This is a genomic window from Bradyrhizobium sp. BRP19, from assembly GCF_020194195.1.
Taxonomy (GTDB): domain Bacteria; phylum Pseudomonadota; class Alphaproteobacteria; order Rhizobiales; family Xanthobacteraceae; genus Bradyrhizobium; species Bradyrhizobium yuanmingense.
Map to the genome: position 1 here is coordinate 44487 of NZ_JADYVZ010000007.1, position 17400 is coordinate 61886.

A 17400-nucleotide genomic window follows, 5' to 3' on the forward strand; every position below is an offset into this window, starting at 1 on the left:
ACCCAGGTTAGCGCCGCTGAAAATTCTGCGCGTCAATGAGGCAACTTTGCCGGCGGCCGCCGCCCAACGGCAATCATTTGTCGATAGGGTTAATTCGGTGCCGCATCTTGCCAACGCAGACCGGCTTTGGTCGCGCAAGATGGTCTGTTCGGCCGTGGCTACCGACGTGAAGTGACGACTTGAATTGCTCTTTGTCCTCGGGGCAGAGCCAGGAGGAAGGACCGAACTACTGCACCTCGGCGATCTTCGGTCCGGGTGATGGCACCTGTGCGCTCGTTGCCGACGGCCGGTTCGACGGCGAGGCCGGGTCCGGAGATCGGGATGCGGCATCGGGCGGCGTACCCTGGGACGGTCGACGGGCCGCATTCGTCGGAAGCACGATCACCTTCGCGCCGACTTTCACCCGCTCATAGAGGTCGACGACGTCCTCGTTGGTCAGGCGGATGCAGCCGGACGACACCCGCTTGCCGATCGTCTCGGGCTTGTTGGTGCCGTGAATGCGATATTCGGTGTCGCCGAGATACATCGCCCGGGCGCCGAGCGGATTGCCGGGACCGCCCGCCATGAACCGCGGCAGATAAGGCTGACGCGAGACCATCTCCGCAGGCGGGCGCCAATCCGGCCATTCTGCCTTGCGCGCCACGGTTTGCTCACCGGACCACGCAAAACCTTCGCGGCCCACACCGATGCCGTAGCGCATCGCCTGCGTGTCGCTCAGGACGAGATAGAGGAACGTGTTGTTGGTATCGATGATCACGGTGCCCGGCGTCTGGCGGCTGGCATAGTCGACCACCTGCCGGACCAAGGCTCCGGGAATTTCGGCGTCGGCTTTGGGCGGTTCGACCAGCGGCGCCGGAGTAGGAACCGGGGGCGGCGCGGGCGCTGCTGCGTGAACCTGCGGTGCCACGTAGACCGGCGTTGACGATGCCATGGCCTGGGGCGCGGACGGCTTCCGCACCGGTTGCACGTTTCCCGGGCGAGCCAGCAGGCCATACCCCAATGCTGCGATGGCCACGGCGCCAATTCCGACTCTCGCTGCCATCGGCAGTGCGATCGTCTCGACCTTCCGGCGTTTGGCCCGCTTGCTCATGTCTTCTCCCAGGTCGCCACGCCCAGGAGGAGTACCCAGCAAGATTTAAGAAACTTCGAAGCGATTTCGCTAGGACCGGAACCGTCGACCATGGTTAACGCCGGCTGAGCCCGCGGCGGCCGCGCGGGAGACCGTCGAGCGAAGCGGCGTCATTCGTCCTCTTGCTTTGGCAGCTTCTGCTTGGTCAGCTACACAAACCAATCATGCACTGGATGATGCTCAACGCCCCTCGCGTGATCAACGGCGCTTTGCTCCGCGTGCGAATGGCCAATCAGGTCTGCATCTGGGATCAGCGACAGTTCGGGATGTCCGGCGCGGTGCGGGCCGTGTTCTGCCGTGTCGGTGCCATAGCCACTCTCGCGATGATCCGAACCCTTGGCCGATGGCATATCGTTCCTGAAATGAAAGGAATCTCCGGCCCCGGGCGCGGCAGCCGCTTGTGCTGCACCGGCGCCGTGGTTCGCCGGGTCGTGGCCGTCAGCCTTTTGGCCCGGCTCTGCATGCGGATTTTGAGAAGCGTTTGGATGCGCCTGGCGCAAGTCACGCTGCGATTGGCCGGAATTGGCATGGCTTGCGGGTCCGTCATCGTCGGCAAGCTGCTTGGCAGCTGCGGAACCGGGTTCCGAAGCGTGATCCGATTGTCCATGATGGGAGTCGTGCCCGGTCGAGCCCTGCTTGTCCTGATGCTTTCCGGCCGCTGCACCGTTTTCCGAACCATGCAAATCACGCTGCGATTGTCCACGAGCGGAATCGCCCTCCGGCGGGCCGAGCTCGGCATGCTTGCTGCCGGCTGCTGCATCCTTCTCCGAAGCGTGCGATTTTCCCTGGCTTGATGCGTGGTCGGGTGGCCCGTGCTCGGTCTCCGGCTTGCCGGCTGCTGCGCCGTCTTCCGAAGCGTGCAAATCGCGCTGCGCTTGTCCATGATCGCGTGCGTCGATCGCCGCTGCCTGTGTCGTGCCGCGTTCGGCATTCCTCGCGCCCGTTGCGGCCGCCTGTTCCAAGCCGCCATGATCACTCAGAGCGTCGATGGCGCCGGATCCGATATGAGGGTTGCCGTTGTCGCCGAAGCCGTCCTCGCGCGCGGCCGCGTCGATGATCTGAACCTCGTCGGCTCTGGCCATGGCGTCGCCTCGGGCAGCTTCCAACGCGAATGATTCATGGTGTGTGTCGGGATCGAGCCAGGGCAGCTTGTCGAAGCCGTCGAGATCGGGCCTGCCGGGACTATCGAGGGCGACCAACTCGCGGGGGGCGTTCGCGTCAGCCCACGCAAAGACATCGCTCAGTCTTTCCCAAGCAGTGAACGCCTGGGCGTGACTGCTCAGGAGCGAGACTCCGACTGCCGTCATCATGAACGTGCCGGCGCTGCTCAAGCCCGGCCTTGCAGGGTTGACTGGCGGCACTGTGATCGTGCTGCCAGCAATATCGGCTCGGGATTCGATGAGCTTGGCGGCCCGCGTCGGCATGTCCGTCGGGGAGTTCTCGATACGGACGGCTCTGGCCATCTTGCCCGGAGCAGGGGTCGTTTTTGCGGAGGTGATCTTGATGGTCACGATCGCGCCGGTGCCATCTGCGGTCATGACCGTGACAGTGTCGGCATCCACAGTATCGACTTCGGTCGCGCCGGCGGATCGAACGTCCTCGAGCGCCGCCCAAATCAGAGCTGCAAGCGCGCCGACCCCGCCGTAAAGGCGCGTCAGGGCGAAGCTTGCGAGCTCCGTCCGGCCCTTGATGTCGAGCCGCGCGGATATGTGATCGATCCGCGCCTGAATGGTGCCTGGGGCGACCTTGAGCTCGCGCGCAATCTCCTTGTTCGACATGCCGCTGGCGACCAGACGCATGATCCTGCGCTCCTGGTCGGTCAGCGCTGCCAGGCCATTTTCGCCAGACGCGCCATTGCCTGTCTTGCGGGCCGCCGGGTGCGCGTTCGGCGCCACCAGCCGCAGCGACTGCAACAGGTTTTCGGGCTCCTCGCGCATCGGTATGGCGGTGCAGGCACCCGCTGCGACGGCCGCAGCGAGATCGCCGCGTGCGATCGATGCGGTGTAGAAGACCAGCCGTGTGCGAAGGCTTTCGGCGTTGACGGCGGCCAGCATGGCTGCGGCCGTCAGATCGGGAAATCCATCCTCGACAAGCGCGACGTCCGGCGCCAACGTCCGGACGGCTTCGAGACAATCGGCTCCATTGATGCAGGACGCAACGATCTCGAAGTCACGTTCGGTCGCAAATAGCGTGGCAAAACCCTGCAAGACGATCGGACGGCGATCTGCGATCACGAGTCGGATACGACGCATCTGGTTTGGCTCGCCCGGCTTTCCCGTCTTGATTGGCCCAGCAAAGGCGGCCCGGCTTCAGCCGCGTCACCTTCGAGAGCAGCGCGGCAACGCGTGACACCCTCGTTGGTTCCAGAGGTGTGAAGCCCAGGGATGTCAGTACGGAGCAGCGGATGGGGTCGGCCCATCTTGATTCTTCCGATGCGCCATCCTGTTCCTGTTTTGCCCGACGGTGCAACGCTTTCGTAAAATGAGCAGAGTGCGCTGCGGTCATTCGAAAGATCGTGCTTGCTGAAGCAGCCGGGTCCGCCGCGGAGATCTATCCCGGCTCGCCGCGCTCTAAGTCGCTGATTTTGTTGCCCGCGCCTACCGTGCGTCGGGTTGTTTTCGACTTTTTGTTGCGGGGGTGCAAAGATATCGGTCCGAACCCGATCTGGTACGGCGCTCGCATTTTCATCCAATCATTTTCCGGAGGCGCGTCATGCAGGTTTACAACGTCGTCAAGTTCAAGGTGAAGCCGGGCCAGGAAGGCGCCTTTCTCGATGCGCACCGAGACGGCAAGGCCAAATGGCCGGGACTGGAGCACGGCGTCATCATAAGGACCGGCGATCAGACCTTCTGCCTCATCGGCACGTGGTCCAGCCAGGACGCGCTGGTGGCGGCACGCTCGGCGATGATCAAGACCCTCGACAGTTTCAGGCCGGTGCTCGAGGACCAGGGCAACGGACGCGGCGTGACGGACGCGGTGTCGGGCGAGGTCGTGCTCGCGCTGTAGCGCGGGCAGCGCCGCGACGTCATCACCCGCAGGGGTCCTTGGTCGTGAACCGCTGCGTCTTGACGCCGGGGCCACGGGCTCGTCGGAACATGACGCAGGGTTGAGGCGTGTCGTCAGCTATTTGCCGACTGCCGTTGTCCGCCATTGGCAGTCAGGCGCTACTTCCCCCGTCAAAGATGGAATGAGCGTCGATATTGGGATGGGCTCTGGCCGGTCATTGACCGGAAGACGCGGGCAAAATGCGCGGGACTGAGAAAACCGACGCGTAGCGCCATCTGCGCGACCGAAAGCTTGCTGCTCGCCAGCAGTTGTTTTGCCATTGCGACTCGCCGCGCATGGACGAATGCCAGCGGCGTCTGCCCCGTCGCTGCCCTGAATGCGCGATGGAAATGGCCTTCCGAGAGCTGCGCAAGATCAGCGAGATCGGCAATCCGAATTGTCGCGCTTAAATGCGCGTCGATGAATTCGGTGACGCGCCGTAGCCTCCACGCCGGCAGCTTGATCGATGTATCCTTCACTCTTGCACCACCGTATCGGCGTGCAAGGTATACAACGAGAGCAAGGCTCATCGTGTCGCAATAGATCGCGTCGAGACCTCCCTCCAGCGCGTCAACTCGTTCGAACTCCGCGAGCATGTTCCAGACGAAGCTGTCTTCCGAGCCCGACAGGGGGCCGAGTCCTTCGATCGATGCACCGGCGATTCCTGAAATCTTGGCGGGGTCGAGGGCGATCGCTGCCCATCGCCAACCCACATTGTGAAGCCGAAGCCGTCGTTCGCAGCCAGCCGGGAGAAATGAAACGGTCGACGGCAAATCGGGCCCGTCATAGCGATGCCCGCCATCGGCCGAAATTTCATGTCGCTCGGCGCCGCCGGACAGGGTCGCCATGATGAGGTGATTTGGCGACAGGATGCGTCCTTCGACGATGGAGGTCATCGGCCGGTACGCCGTTTCGAATGCGCCGTTCGCCCATTGGGTGCGCCGCCAGCCATCCGGCCGGGAGCTCAAGCGATCGATTGTCGACGCATTCTCAATGACACGGTGCATCGCGACTTCCTGCGCAGCGACGTTGCCTGAATACACATACGAGCTTGGAACCGCAATTCCTTGCAGGCCGGAAAGGGAGCATCGTCGCGTCAGGATCCGAGTGATTTGGTCAGAATCCCGCGCGACAAAGCGAGAGGTCGATCCTTTCTATAGGCAGGCGACCTGCCAAGTGCGGCAGGCGAAATCACGGAGATTTGCAATGGATACACCACAGGATTGGCCGACGGCGACCGATCGCCGCCAGTTTCTCGGCGCCGCCACCGCGATGGGCGCCATCGCGGTGACAGCTGTTCACGCAACTGCGGTCGGCGTTTCGAGCGCCAGTGCGCAAGCGCCAGCCGGCACTGCATCGCGGGCGCCTGCGGCGGGGCCGGTACTCACCCGAACGATCGGCCGCACCAACGAAAGTCTGCCCGCGCTCGGACTGGGAACGTTTCTGACTTTTGACCTGCTGCCCGGCAGCAATCGCGACGCGCTGCGAGAGGTCACCAGGAAATATATAGATGCCGGCGTCCGGGTGATCGATACATCGCCGCTCTACGGTACCGGCGAGGTCAGCGTCGGTGGATTTCTCAGCGCGATGGGCGTGACGGACCAGATGTTCATCAGCAACAAGATCTGGTCGACCGGCGACTACCTGGCCGACGAAAGCCACGCCTTGGCCAGCATGGAGCAATCGAGGCTTCGGCTGTGGCGCGACAAGATCGACGTGCTCCACTGCCACAGCCTGGTCAATGTCGACGCGATCGTGCCACTGCTGCGCGTATGGAAGAGAGAGGGCAGGATTCGTTATGTCGGCGCCTCGGTCCACGAGAATGACTATCACAACATTCTCGCAGGATTGATCGACAAGGATCTGGTGGACATCATTCAGGTCAACTATTCGATCTTCAATCGTCACGCCGAGGAGCGCGTCCTTCGCGCGGCGAGCGACAAGGGCGTCGGCGTGCTCACAAATATGCCGCTCGAAAAAGGCCGCTTGCACAAGATCGTCGAGGGCCGGCCGCTGCCCGATTTTGCCCGCGATATCGCTGCGGAGAATTGGTCGCAGTTCTTCATCAAATGGGTCATGGGCCATCCGGCGGTGACGACCGTTCTTGCCGCGACATCGAACCCGGATCACGCGGCCGAGAATGTCGGCGCGCTGCGCGGTCCTCAGCCGGATCAATCCATGCGGCAGCGGATGGCACGGCATATGGAAAGCATTCCCGGCTTCGCCAATCTCTCGTCGATGCAATGGTATCCTGACAAGCAGAGCATGTACCAGGGCGTCATCCGCCGTTCGCAGGCGGCATTGCGTCAGCGCATGAGTTGATCGATGAATGGCAGGCGCGCAGGGTCGACGCCTGCCCTTCTCACCTGGAAGCAATACAGGAGAAGTTCATACATGAAATGGCGCTCGATTGCTTTGCGATGTGGCTTGATGGCCGTTACCGGCGTTGCATTCGCCGATCCTGCCCAACGCGAGAATCTGGGCAAGTTTGCCATCGACCGGACCGAGGTCACGATCGGCCAGTTTCGCAATTTCGCGGCTGACAAAGCTCTGAAGACCGCGGCCGAACAGGAAGGAGGCGGACACGAATTCGCGGGCGGCTGGATCCGTCGCCGGGGCTGGACATGGGCGACACCTTTCGGAGAACCGGGCAGCGACGATGAGCCGGCGGTGCATGTGTCGTGGAACGAAGCTCGTGACTACTGCTTAGCCGTGGGCGGACGCTTGCCGACCCTGGAAGAATGGGAAAGAGCCGCCTATACCGAAGCGCGTGCGAATCCTACCGACGATTTCGTAAATGGACGCACCTATCCTTATCCTGTCGGCGACAAACCTGATGGCATGAACACATCCGATAGAGATCGCTGGCCGCGGCATGCAGCCGTGGGTACCACCAAGCGGGGCGTCAACGGTCTGTACGACATGGGTGGCAATGTCTGGGAATGGCTCGCGGATCGGCGGGGCGATGAGGCACTGACGTCCGGCGGGTCGTGGTGGTACGGTGCGGACAAGACAAAAGCGTCAGCCGTACAGTGGAAATCGGCCGACTTTCACGCGGTCTATATCGGGTTTCGTTGCGTTTACACGGCTCAATAGCCCGTTCAGGTGAGGGCCCAACACACCCTGGGTAAAGGCCGACGGCCGGCGAGTTGCGCTAAAGACAAGCAAGCATGCGCGGCGCTGCCGACGACCGACTTATTGGTTTGCCGCCGCCGCAGCAGTCGCCACATATTTCGTGTAGAATTCGGCGACCCGGCCGCGCCACATGCCGACGAACGCTTCTGACGTCACGTTGTCGACCGATTTCCAGGTGCGCTTGAAGGCCGGAAGTGCATTGCCCCAAATCGCGCGTTTGCACCACCGCTCACCCTTCTCCTTGCCTTCGCTGGTGGCGCACATCGATTTCCACGCGGCGCGAGCGGGCCGGCTGATGTGCTCGGCGGCGCCTTCCCAGCCCTGCTGATGGATCAGGTAGAGATCGCTCATGTCCGGCTTACGGTGGGTGATCCACTCGAACAGGACGCCCTCGGTAATGATCTTGTAGGCGGCGGCGACGGCGTTATCCCGCGGACTGCGAATCTGCCCGAAGCCGAACTTCCCGAACTCATAATAGCTGAGCTGAAACAGCCCGATATAGGACCCGGTGCGTTGATTGGGGTTGAAACCGGATTCGATCTTGGCAACCGCCATCATGAAATTGAAATCGAGACCAAACGCGTCGGCAGCGCGCTTGATTTCTTCGGTCGGCGTTCCCAGCGGAATATCCCTGAACGCACGCAAGACGATCTCCGCCGGTTTCTCGGCGGGCGGCAGTTCGGACCAGACGTAGTAGGCCAGATGACGGAAATCCCGCGTCGGCGCCGCTTTCGGCGCAATGTTTGACGCATCGCGTTCCGGCGGCAGCGATTGGACGACATCCTGTCCCAACGACGCCAATTTCGGCGCGACGGGTTCATCGACGATCTCGGCTTCGGTGCGTGGCGGCGCCGAACCTGCCGACATCACCGCGCGCGGCTCTGCTCTTTCTTCCCGAAGCGCTGCCGCAAGTCTGGCGGATGCCTCTGCGTAGGCGGCCGGCGTCACCACGTTCGTGGGAGCCGCCATGCTCGCTGCAGCCGGTATGCTCGCTGCCGCTTGCGACATGACATCGGGCACCGTCGCGGCCGGTCTGTTAGCGGCGGCCAGAAAGAGTCCCACGGATGCGAGAACAGCCACGATGCAGCTGGTCTGCCAGACCTTCATTGCCCGAAGTCCACCAATGGCTTCTGTAGGAAGGTTGTTCGCATGGTCCTGCGGCCTGTGGGTGAGTACTCTTCGTAGAAACTTAAGGTTTAAATGTGGTGAACGAGAGCGGGCTTTCTGCCTCGCACCCGATATGTCCCTCTTAGGCCACAAGCGGCTCCTGGCGGAGGACGCTCGTGGGTCGGCCATGGGCGCATATGCTGCCAATGGGATCCGATCTCAGCGGCTTCCGCGCTACACCCCGCAACCGACGCCCCTACAGCCACCGGAACCGTCGGCTACGGGCCAGAAGCGGAAATGATGCGCCAGTGGTTTTAGCGGGCAGCCTATGCGTCGCGGCGAGCTCGGCTACTCAGCGCCGCTCGTTCCGGAAGATGGATCTGAACAACTCAACTGAAGGCCGCACCAGCTGCCATCCTCGCAATCCAAGCACCTTCTTGCAGGCAAGAAACCACCAACGACGTGAATGTTGAACGCTTGGGTCAATACTCAACGCAAGTTCGGCAAGGCGTGCTGAGGTGTCTATCGCTCCTTCGTTGAAGGCAATGCTTGCGCGGACGATCGCGTCAAGTGCCAATTGGCGGGTCAACCAGTTCCTGAGATCGTTTGTCAGCATCGCGGCGCCGCCATTCAGGAAATGTTCGATAGCCGTCTTGCGTTGGAGCAGGTTTAGCTCCGGTGAAGGCTCACTCGACATGTTGACTGAGTGGTATCGATACACGGCCTGGTCCGCACCAATGAATCCGACGTTGCCATGTGCGGCGAGCCGCATCCACATTTCCATGTCGGAGGCGTAGGGCAAGTCTGCTAGATACCCGCCCAGTTTTTTCTGCAGGCTCGTGCGAACCACGACGGTCGGTGACACCACAATACATTGTGCACGACCAAGAGTGATGAACTCGAGTCCGGACAAGATGCGCGTTCGGAGATCCACTTCCGTTCCATAATAGTTTCTGTAGAATGGATGATCCCCGCGCTGGTCTAGAACAACCGCGCCTCCGAAGGTGAAAGCGACAGAAGGGTGATTGTCCATCAGATCGACCGATCTCGACAGGGCACCGGGCAGCAGGTAGTCGTCCGCAGACAGCAGAAGCATATAGTCGGCGCTCGCCCAGGCAATGCCTTCGTTGGCGGTCGCGATGAGACCTTGATTCCAGATGTGCCTGCGGTAATCGACGCGGGGATCGGAGCACCGTAACTCTTGCGCAACTTCCGCGGTATTGTCAGGTGACGCATCATCGATGATGAGCACGCGCAACTCGGGACCGGATTGCGTCAAAACGCTCTCGACGCACTCTCGCAGGAAGTGCCCATACCTGAAGCAGGGAACAACGACGTCTACGGAGCTCATTTTTTGTCGGATTCCACCGACGATCGAGCCTCGATCCATCTGTTCAAGAAAATACTATTGAAAGGGTTCCGGGCCGGCTGGCACCGGCCAGCTCATCCGCTCCAACGCTGCCGATGGCACATCCCCTCCTTGGCAACACGGAGGCCGCAATGGGTCAATCGCGGCGATCCGGCCCGGCTTAGGTTAGGCCCGGTCTACCTCTGACAGCCGACATATCCTCGGTCATGGAATGCCGCAGCGATGGGCCAAAGGCTGACATGCAGAGGTTTCGACGATCTAAAGGTTCGTTGCGCATGTATGACCGATGCTTTTTCGAAGACTTCAGGCTCGGCTTGCCTCAAGAACTGAGATCGCCCGGGCGGTCGAAATGACCCGCTCAAGCCGCAGACCTGCGGCGGCAAGCAAAGCGGCAAATTCGCTCTCGGTTCGCTCGACGCCCCCCGTAACGACAAGCATGTTCGCATCGATTAGCTTGATCGTATTTCGTTCGTTTCCCGGGGGAATAATAGTCTCTGCAATTAAAACTCGTCCGTGGGGTTTCATTACCTCTCGGCAATTGCGCAGGATGCGTACCGCTTGCTCGTCATTCCAATCGTGAATGACCTTTTTCATGATATAGACGTCCGCACCGGCTGGAACGGCGTTGAAGAAATTGCCGGCCACGAACGAGGTCTGCGGCGGGAAACTTGCCGCATCAGCCCGCGCTGCCTCAACCCCGGCCGGTAGGTCAAACAATATGCCGGAAAGGTGAGGGTGTCTCTTTAGGATCTCCGAAAGCAGCTGTCCGTGGCCGCCGCCGACATCGACAATCTGAGAAAACGCACCAAAATCACACGCCTCTGCTACAGCTTCATTGGCGCCTTGGCTAAGCGCGATCATCGCCTGCTGGAATAGCGAAGCCGCGTCCGGATGGTCCGCCAGCCAATCGAACCTGGGCTTTCCAAATACGGTTTCGAACGTCGGCAAACCCGTTTGCACTGAATGAGTGAGCTGAGCGAAGGCGAGATAGGGCTCCCTGTTCATCATTCGGATCAGGTCGCGGGGACTTGAGGGCGCGTCGGAAAGCAAGGCTGCGCCCAATTCGGTGAGTTGGAAACGGCGGGCCGAGGTTTCGCTAAAGACCCCCTCGGCGGCGAGAAGCCGCATAATCCTATAGAGCGCATCGCAGTGACAATGCGTTTCCTCCGCCAGATCGTCGACGCTCCGCTCTCCGGCGACCAAGCGATCCGCAACGTTGAGATCTGTCGCAACGCGCAAGGCTTGGGAGACCATGAAGCCAAGGCCCAGGTGAATGAGTTGTTGAGAAGGACTATACATAGCTTTCCTTTCAAACAGCCGCCGCCTCACGGCGCCCGTGGTCTCAATATCACGACCTGAAGTGCCGCTAAGGGATGATAATTTAGCCGAGGGTGCAGTGTTTGTCGTTCGATGTAGACATCCCGCTCAGGTCGATGTCCGGTTCGGGTCAATAATCGACTCGGGTAATCCTCTATCGGGCAGAGATCGCCCAGGCTGGATCGTCGTCCTGAGTGCGCGGCGGCTTCTTTTTCGCTACGGGCAATGGGCGCCTGATATGTCCAAATCTGGCGTTAGGATCAGTAAATGTCCCCGGAATCGGCTTCTGGTCGCATTTGCCCAATTTGAACCTGATGCAATTCAGTTGCTGACGAAAAGCGCAGGTGCATGTGCATGGTCAAAACTTCTTCTTACCTTTCGACATCTGGTCTCGCGCTGCGGATGTGCGACTTACGTGGTTGCGTAAGGTGGTTTATCCACCTCTCGCACCGAGAGGCTTTGGATCAAAGCCTAACGAAGTCGACCACCGTCGCGGACGTTCGGTCCGCCTTTGGCAGGCATTTCCAAGCGGACTGGAGGCGATGATCACAAAGAGTCGGCTTCGGGTCAAAAGCTGACGCTAGGCGGGCAGCGCGGCAAGGTCAGCTTGGACCAGAAGCAGACAAAGTCACGACCATCTATTTGCCGCATCCACGACCGTTTCTGGCCAGCTTGATCACGAAACGAATACCTTCAACGTCGAGTGATGGAGCGGGCGCGAGCATCATTCTGTCGACGTCGCGCCGTGCGGGCAGCCAGTCTTCCCCACCCGATCAGCGCACAAAACACGATGGCGGCAGCCATCGTGGTATGACCGCTGAACATCACGAGGCCCACGCTCCAGCTCTTTGCGGCCACGAGGATGCCGAGCGACAGCAGCAGCACCCCTGCACCGGCAGCGCGAAGTCCATAGGTCGTCACCCGCGGCAGCGCCGTGCCGAAAATATCGCGCTGCTGGCGGTGCGTGGCGAAAGCCAGCGCAGCAAAGCCCGCCAGACACAGCCCAAGGGCAAGTAGATGGATCATTCCGCCGCACCGCTGGAAGCAATGGCGACCGGCACCTGCGGCATGCGCTTCGATTGCACAATTGATCGGTTCCGGGCGGTGCGAACAGCCAGAACAACATGGAGCAGTGCGAGTGCCCAGCACGTCACGTCGATGCCGGCGAACACCCAGTCGCCTTGCGTCAGGCTGTGCCACAGCGGCCGCTGCGTCGTCAGCGCGTTGAGGACGGGCAACAGGGCGCTCGTCGCGAACCTGCAAGCCAAGCCGGAGAAATTCGGGCGCGGCGCGGTGAGCTCAAGCTATCGATACGGAGCAGCAGGACGGGTTCGTCTCATCCACGTTCCGCGATGGTGGCATCATACGCCTGTTTTGCCCGACAATCAAGCGAATTTCGCAAAAACGGAAATTGACCGTTTCCCCGGGCCGATCATGCCTCGATTTGCGGTCGATGTTCGCGCCGATCTCATCGCGCTCGTAAGCCGTTGATCTTGCTACCCCCGGCTACTGTGCATGGGGTTGTTTTCGACCTTTCGTTTTGACGACGCGAAGACGCCACACCAAACCGTGCCAGATCCGGCTCACGCCCGCTACTTCATCACCCGCAGGCCCTTGGTCGTGAACCGCTGCGTCTTGCCGCCGGGCCGCATTGGCCGCCTGGTGCCGGCGGCCTTGCCGGTGCCGGGCGGCTGATGTGCTGGCACGAGCTGATGCGGCTGCGAGCCGATCAGGTCGCGGCGGCCCATCTCGATCAAGGCTTCGCGCAGCAGCGGCCAATTGTCGGGGTCGTGGTAGCGCAGGAATGCCTTGTGCAGGCGCCGCTGGCGCAGGCCCTTGATCGCCTCGACCTTGTCGCTGCCGCCGTGGCGCACGCCGCGCAAGGGGTTGACGCCGGTGTGATACATCGCAGTCGCGGTCGCCATCGGCGAGGGCAGGAAGGTCTGCACCTGGTCGGCGCGATAGCGGTTCTTCTTCAGCCACAGCGCGAGGTTCATCATGTCCTCGTCGGTCGTGCCCGGATGCGCCGCGATGAAGTAGGGGATCAGGTAATATTTCTTGCCGGCGCGCTCGGCCGCCTCGTCGAACATGCGCTTGAACTTGTTGTAGGCGCCGATGCCCGGCTTCATCATCTTGTCGAGCGGGCCGCGCTCGGTATGTTCGGGGGCGATCTTCAAATAACCGCCGACGTGATGGGTGACGAGCTCCTTGATGTATTCGGGGCTCTCGACGGCGAGGTCGTAGCGCACGCCGGAGGCGACCATCACCTTCTTGATGCCTTTGGTCTCGCGCACCTTGCGATAAAGCCGGATCAGATCGTCATGCGAGGTGTTGAGGTTCGGGCAGATCTCGGGGAAGACGCAGGAAGGACGGCGGCACGCCGCCTCGACCTTCGGGTCCTTGCACGCCATCCGGTACATGTTGGCGGTGGGGCCGCCGATGTCGGAGATGACGCCGGTGAAGCCGGGCGTCTTGTCGCGGATGCGCTCGATCTCGCGCAGGATCGAGCCTTCCGAGCGGTTCTGGATGATGCGGCCCTCATGCTCGGTGATCGAGCAGAAGGTGCAGCCGCCGAAGCAGCCGCGCATGATCGTCACCGAGAACTTGATCATCTCCCAGGCGGGGATGCGGGCATCGCCATAGGACGGGTGCGGCGCGCGCGCGTAAGGCAGATCGTAGACCGCGTCCATCTCTTCCGTCGTGAGCGGGATCGGCGGCGGATTGAGCCAGAGGTCGCGGTCGCCATGGCGCTGCACCAGCGGCCGCGCATTGCCGGGATTGCTCTCCCGATGCAGCACGCGCGAGGCGCGCGCATAGGCTTCCTTGTCCTGCTCGACCTGCTCCAGCGCCGGCAGGCGGATCACGGTTGAGCCCTTCTGGCGCGATGCGCCCTCGTCGGCGGACTCGAGATCGTCGGCGTGCAGCTCGGTGTAATCGTCCGGCACTTTTCGGAACAGCGCCACGCCCCGGATGTCGTCGAGCTCGCGCGGCGCTTCGCCAGCCGCGAGCCGGTGCGCCACTTCGACCACGGCACGCTCGGCGTTGCCGTAGAGCAGCAAGTCCGCCTTGGCGTCCGCCAGCACCGAGCGGCGCACCTTGTCGGACCAGTAATCGTAATGCGCGATCCGGCGCAGCGAGGCCTCGATGCCGCCGAGCACGATCGGGGTGTCCTTGAACGCCTCGCGGCAGCGCTGGGCGTAGACGATGGTGCAGCGGTCCGGCCGCTTGCCGCCTTCGCCGCCCGCCGTATAGGCGTCATCGCTGCGGATGCGCCGGTCGGCGGTGTAGCGGTTCACCATGGAATCCATGTTGCCGCCGGTGACGCCGAAGAACACTCTTGGCTTGCCGAGCGCCTTGAACGGCTCCGCCGAATGCCAGTCCGGCTGCGCGATGATGCCGACCCGAAAGCCTTGCGCCTCCAGCAGCCGGCCGATGATCGCCATGCCGAAGCTCGGATGGTCGACATAGGCATCCCCGGTCACCAGCACGATGTCGCAGGCGTCCCAGCCGAGCGCGTTCATCTCGGCGCGGCTCATGGGGAGGAACGGCGCCGGCTTGCGCGGGCGCGCCTGGGCCATCAGCGGCTTTTCGGCGGTGATCATCTGGGTGTCCATGGCGCCTACGCATAGGGCTCCGAGGCGATGAATTCAACCGACGGGCGCGTGAAAGATCAGGTTCCGCGGGACATCGCCTTTCCCTCAGGATGGCGAGGAAAACGCCTGCTCGATCCGCGCCGCGAAGGAGATCAGGCGCTCCTCGCTGTGCGGTGGGCCGACGACCTGCAAGGAGACCGGCATGCCGGCCCCATCGCGGCCGGCGGGCACCGCCAGCGCAGGGCAGCCGAGGATCGACCAGACGTAGGTGATCATGATCCAGTCGATGTAGATCTTCGATGCGGTCCCCTCGATCTCGGCCGGCCACATGATCTCGACCGGAAAGGGCGCGACCTGCACGGTCGGGCAGATCAGGATGTCGATGTCGCCGAAGAAGTCCTGCATGCGCCGATAGATGGCCGCGCGCTGCTCTATCGCGGCCGCGATGTCTGTTGCGGAGAGGCTTTCACCATGGGCGATGTCGCCTGCCACCTCGGGCGTGAAGGCCGCGCGCGATTGCGGCCAAAGTCTGCCCCAGGTGGCAAGATAGGCGAGACCACGTAGCGCGCGGATCACGCGCGGCAGCCCGGCGAGATCAGGGGCGGTCTCGCTCATCCTGCAGCCGGCGGGTTGGAGCCGGTCGATCGCGCCGCGGAAGGCGGAACGGATGTCGTGATCGACCGGCAGCAGGCCGAGATCCTCGGACACCGCTATTCGCTCCGCCCATCCGGGTCGTGCGGCGGCGTTGCGGAACGATGCGGGATGCTTGCGCGACAACAGATCGGGCGGATGGAAGCCGGCCATCGCATCCAGCATCAAGGCAAGATCGGGAATCGTCCGCGCCATCGGTCCCTCGACGAAAACGGTGTCGAATGGATCGGAGAGCGGCTTTCTCGGCACGAGGCCCGGTGTGGGCCTCAGCCCCGCAACACCGCAAAATGCGGCCGGCGTGCGCAGACTGCCGCCGACATCGTTGCCATGGGCGAGATAGACCTGATGCGCGGCCAGCGCCGCTGCCGATCCGCCGGAGGAGCCGCCCGCGGTCAGCGCAGGAAAGAACGGATTGCGCGTCGCGCCGAACAGCGCGTTGGTGGTGTTGGCGCCGCCGAGCTCCGACAGATTGCTCTTGCCCACGACGATGGCGCCATTGCGCTGGAGACGATCGATCGCGGGAGTCGATATCTCGGGGGCGCCGCGGGCCGTCAGCGCGCTGCCGCCGCTGGTCGGCACGCCTGCGACATCGGTGTTGTCCTTGACCGCGAGCGGAAGCCCGCAGAGCAGGGGCCAGTCCTCACCGGCCGCCTTTTTCTCCATAAGCCGCCGTGCTTCACCCCGTGCGGCCTCGAAGCAGCGAACCGGAATCGCGTTGATTCCCGCATCCGTCGCTTCGATCCTGTCGATCGCGGCATCGACCACGTCGAGCGGCGACAGATGGCCTTTGCGAATCTCGGCAATGGCGTCGACGGCGGACAGCGCAAGAATGCCGGTGGAAGGCGCAAGGCTGGGCGCATCACTCATCTCTAGGTCCGGATCGCGGCGGTGGACCCGCGCACCACCAGCGCCGGCTGAAGCTGGATCGATCTCGCCTCTCCCTCGACGCCGGAACGTCCCTCCGAAACTCGCGACAGCAGGGTCGAGACCGTGGTTTGGGCAATCGCCTCGGACGGCTGCGTCACGATGGTCATGCCCGGCCGCACCAGGCCGGCCCACGGAGGCTCGTCAACCGCGATGACGGAGAGGTCGTCGGGAATGGTGAGCCCGCTCTCGGCAATGGCACGAAGCAGTCCGAGCGAAAGATGATTGTTGGTGGCGAAGATCGCGGTCGGTCGCTGCGCATGCCGCAGGAGCCGCATTGCGGCGGCATGGCCGGCGGCCTCGGAGAAATTGTCCTTCTCGATCAGCCGTTCGTCGAGGGTGGTGCCGCGCGAGGCCAGGCCGCTTCTGAGGCCATCGAGGCGGTGGCGCGCGATCTGATGCTCGGGCGATCCCATGATCACGGCGATGCGGCGATGGCCGAGATCGTCGAGATGTTCGGCCGCGAGCCGTCCCAGCGCGACATTGTCGGTCGTGACCGAATCGAGGTCGAGCCCCTCGATGCGTCGGTCCACCAGAATGCCCGGCATCGGCAAGTCCGCCAGCGCGGCCTGGCGTCCGCTCCAGCCGCGCCGGGTCGGGATGACGATGACGCCGTCGGCGCGCTGCGACAGCAGCATGGCAAGATGCCGCTCTTCGCGCCCGGGGTCTTCGGCACTGTTGCAGAGAATGACGGAATAGCCCGCGGCGCTCGACAGCCGCTCGATGCTTTCGACGAGCTTCAGGAAGTAGGGATTGGCGAGGTCTGCCACGAGCAGCCCGAGGATGCGCGTGGCGCCGCTGCGCAGGCTGCGGGCGCTGGCATGCGGTGCATAGCCGAGCTTGCGTGCTGCCGCATTGACGCGCGCCTGGAGGAGCTCGCTGACCTTGCCCGACCGGTTGAGCGTCTTCGACACGGTGGCCACGGAGACACCGGCGAGCCGGGCGACCTCGTGGATAGTGGGCAACGGCCCTGCCGGCATCAACCATTCTCCTGTTAAACGTTTTTGTATTGGTTGGATTGACTGGAGGCAAGCCAAAAGAGCATGAGAATTGTACAATACCGTTGCGATAGACCAGCTTCCGTGCTTCATTAGAAAAACGTTTAACTAAGACCAGGGAGGCAATGGTGC

14 protein-coding genes are annotated in these 17400 nt (G+C 62.6%); 4 read left to right on the forward strand and 10 right to left on the reverse strand.

Translation table 11 applies throughout. The features are described 5' to 3' along the window. Positions 1–226 precede the first annotated feature (226 nt). Together I6F36_RS21760 and I6F36_RS21765 are read right to left on the reverse strand one after the other, a co-directional pair. Complete coding sequence (locus I6F36_RS21760; RefSeq protein WP_225140578.1) at positions 227–1090, reverse strand: L,D-transpeptidase; 864 nt, start codon at positions 1088–1090, stop codon at positions 227–229. A 188-nt stretch (positions 1091–1278) separates the two neighbouring features. Then, positions 1279–3381 (reverse strand): LuxR C-terminal-related transcriptional regulator, encoded by a 2103-nt coding sequence (locus tag I6F36_RS21765; RefSeq protein WP_225172110.1) that lies wholly within the window; start codon positions 3379–3381, stop codon positions 1279–1281. A gap of 460 nt (positions 3382–3841) precedes the next feature. Here I6F36_RS21765 and I6F36_RS21770 point away from each other — a divergent pair, with 460 nt between their 5' ends. Beyond that, the gene (locus I6F36_RS21770) at positions 3842–4135 is read left to right on the forward strand and encodes a hypothetical protein (RefSeq protein ID WP_036014479.1); all 294 of its coding nucleotides are present in this window, start codon (positions 3842–3844) and stop codon (positions 4133–4135) included. A gap of 170 nt (positions 4136–4305) precedes the next feature. On the opposite strand, the gene I6F36_RS21775 is transcribed toward I6F36_RS21770, so the two are convergent. Further along, on the reverse strand, positions 4306–5070 hold the full coding sequence (locus I6F36_RS21775) for a helix-turn-helix domain-containing protein (protein WP_225172111.1): 765 nt from the start codon (positions 5068–5070) through the stop codon (positions 4306–4308). Here I6F36_RS21775 and I6F36_RS21780 point away from each other — a divergent pair. Then, positions 5060–6496, forward strand: a complete 1437-nt coding sequence (locus I6F36_RS21780; RefSeq protein WP_225172112.1) for an aldo/keto reductase — start codon at positions 5060–5062, stop codon at positions 6494–6496. The two genes, I6F36_RS21775 and I6F36_RS21780, sit on opposite strands and share 11 nt — an antisense overlap. Before the next feature lie 72 nt (positions 6497–6568). Then, positions 6569–7270, forward strand: a complete 702-nt coding sequence (locus tag I6F36_RS21785) for a formylglycine-generating enzyme family protein (protein WP_225172113.1) — start codon at positions 6569–6571, stop codon at positions 7268–7270. 99 nt (positions 7271–7369) lie between these two features. Here I6F36_RS21785 and I6F36_RS21790 read toward each other — a convergent pair whose 3' ends face one another. The 4 genes from I6F36_RS21790 to I6F36_RS21805 all read right to left on the reverse strand — a co-directional run bounded on the left by I6F36_RS21790 (position 7370) and on the right by I6F36_RS21805 (position 12128). Beyond that, complete coding sequence (locus I6F36_RS21790; protein WP_225172114.1) at positions 7370–8416, reverse strand: lytic transglycosylase domain-containing protein; 1047 nt, start codon at positions 8414–8416, stop codon at positions 7370–7372. A gap of 352 nt (positions 8417–8768) precedes the next feature. Beyond that, positions 8769–9806, reverse strand: coding sequence for a glycosyltransferase (locus I6F36_RS21795; RefSeq protein WP_346656668.1), 1038 nt, complete (start codon positions 9804–9806; stop codon positions 8769–8771). Positions 9807–10088: 282 nt separating this feature from the next. Continuing rightward, on the reverse strand, positions 10089–11084 hold the full coding sequence (locus tag I6F36_RS21800) for a methyltransferase (protein WP_057028272.1): 996 nt from the start codon (positions 11082–11084) through the stop codon (positions 10089–10091). A gap of 711 nt (positions 11085–11795) precedes the next feature. Continuing rightward, the gene (locus I6F36_RS21805) at positions 11796–12128 is read right to left on the reverse strand and encodes a DUF3325 family protein (RefSeq protein ID WP_225144961.1); all 333 of its coding nucleotides are present in this window, start codon (positions 12126–12128) and stop codon (positions 11796–11798) included. On the opposite strand from I6F36_RS21805, the gene I6F36_RS21810 reads away from it, so the two are divergent. After that, positions 12120–12593, forward strand: coding sequence for a hypothetical protein (locus I6F36_RS21810; RefSeq protein ID WP_225172116.1), 474 nt, complete (start codon positions 12120–12122; stop codon positions 12591–12593). The two genes, I6F36_RS21805 and I6F36_RS21810, sit on opposite strands and share 9 nt — an antisense overlap. A gap of 101 nt (positions 12594–12694) precedes the next feature. On the opposite strand, the gene I6F36_RS21815 is transcribed toward I6F36_RS21810, so the two are convergent. The 3 genes from I6F36_RS21815 to I6F36_RS21825 all read right to left on the reverse strand — a co-directional run bounded on the left by I6F36_RS21815 (position 12695) and on the right by I6F36_RS21825 (position 17250). Further along, positions 12695–14716, reverse strand: coding sequence for a YgiQ family radical SAM protein (locus I6F36_RS21815; RefSeq protein ID WP_225172117.1), 2022 nt, complete (start codon positions 14714–14716; stop codon positions 12695–12697). A gap of 84 nt (positions 14717–14800) precedes the next feature. Continuing rightward, positions 14801–16213, reverse strand: coding sequence for an amidase (locus I6F36_RS21820; RefSeq protein ID WP_225172118.1), 1413 nt, complete (start codon positions 16211–16213; stop codon positions 14801–14803). A gap of 2 nt (positions 16214–16215) precedes the next feature. Then, positions 16216–17250 carry a LacI family DNA-binding transcriptional regulator gene (locus tag I6F36_RS21825; protein WP_162131184.1) on the reverse strand — a complete coding sequence of 345 codons (1035 nt, stop codon included), beginning with the start codon at positions 17248–17250 and terminating at the stop codon, positions 16216–16218. Between the last annotated feature and the right edge of the window lie 150 nt (positions 17251–17400).

Excerpts from the sequence above, each read along its gene's own strand:
- I6F36_RS21815 (WP_225172117.1), bottom strand. The coding sequence starts at position 14,716 with ATGGACACCCAGATGATCACCGCCGAAAAGCCGCTGATGGCCCAGGCG.
- I6F36_RS21800 (WP_057028272.1), bottom strand. The coding sequence starts at position 11,084 with ATGTATAGTCCTTCTCAACAACTCATTCACCTGGGCCTTGGCTTCATG.
- I6F36_RS21775 (WP_225172111.1), bottom strand. The coding sequence starts at position 5,070 with ATGACCTCCATCGTCGAAGGACGCATCCTGTCGCCAAATCACCTCATC.
- I6F36_RS21810 (WP_225172116.1), top strand. The coding sequence starts at position 12,120 with ATGGATCATTCCGCCGCACCGCTGGAAGCAATGGCGACCGGCACCTGC.
- I6F36_RS21760 (WP_225140578.1), bottom strand. The coding sequence starts at position 1,090 with ATGAGCAAGCGGGCCAAACGCCGGAAGGTCGAGACGATCGCACTGCCG.
- I6F36_RS21805 (WP_225144961.1), bottom strand. The coding sequence starts at position 12,128 with ATGATCCATCTACTTGCCCTTGGGCTGTGTCTGGCGGGCTTTGCTGCG.
- I6F36_RS21780 (WP_225172112.1), top strand. The coding sequence starts at position 5,060 with ATGGAGGTCATCGGCCGGTACGCCGTTTCGAATGCGCCGTTCGCCCAT.
- I6F36_RS21765 (WP_225172110.1), bottom strand. The coding sequence starts at position 3,381 with ATGCGTCGTATCCGACTCGTGATCGCAGATCGCCGTCCGATCGTCTTG.
- I6F36_RS21770 (WP_036014479.1), top strand. The coding sequence starts at position 3,842 with ATGCAGGTTTACAACGTCGTCAAGTTCAAGGTGAAGCCGGGCCAGGAA.
- I6F36_RS21790 (WP_225172114.1), bottom strand. The coding sequence starts at position 8,416 with ATGAAGGTCTGGCAGACCAGCTGCATCGTGGCTGTTCTCGCATCCGTG.
- I6F36_RS21785 (WP_225172113.1), top strand. The coding sequence starts at position 6,569 with ATGAAATGGCGCTCGATTGCTTTGCGATGTGGCTTGATGGCCGTTACC.
- I6F36_RS21825 (WP_162131184.1), bottom strand. The coding sequence starts at position 17,250 with ATGCCGGCAGGGCCGTTGCCCACTATCCACGAGGTCGCCCGGCTCGCC.
- I6F36_RS21795 (WP_346656668.1), bottom strand. The coding sequence starts at position 9,806 with ATGGATCGAGGCTCGATCGTCGGTGGAATCCGACAAAAAATGAGCTCC.
- I6F36_RS21820 (WP_225172118.1), bottom strand. The coding sequence starts at position 16,213 with ATGAGTGATGCGCCCAGCCTTGCGCCTTCCACCGGCATTCTTGCGCTG.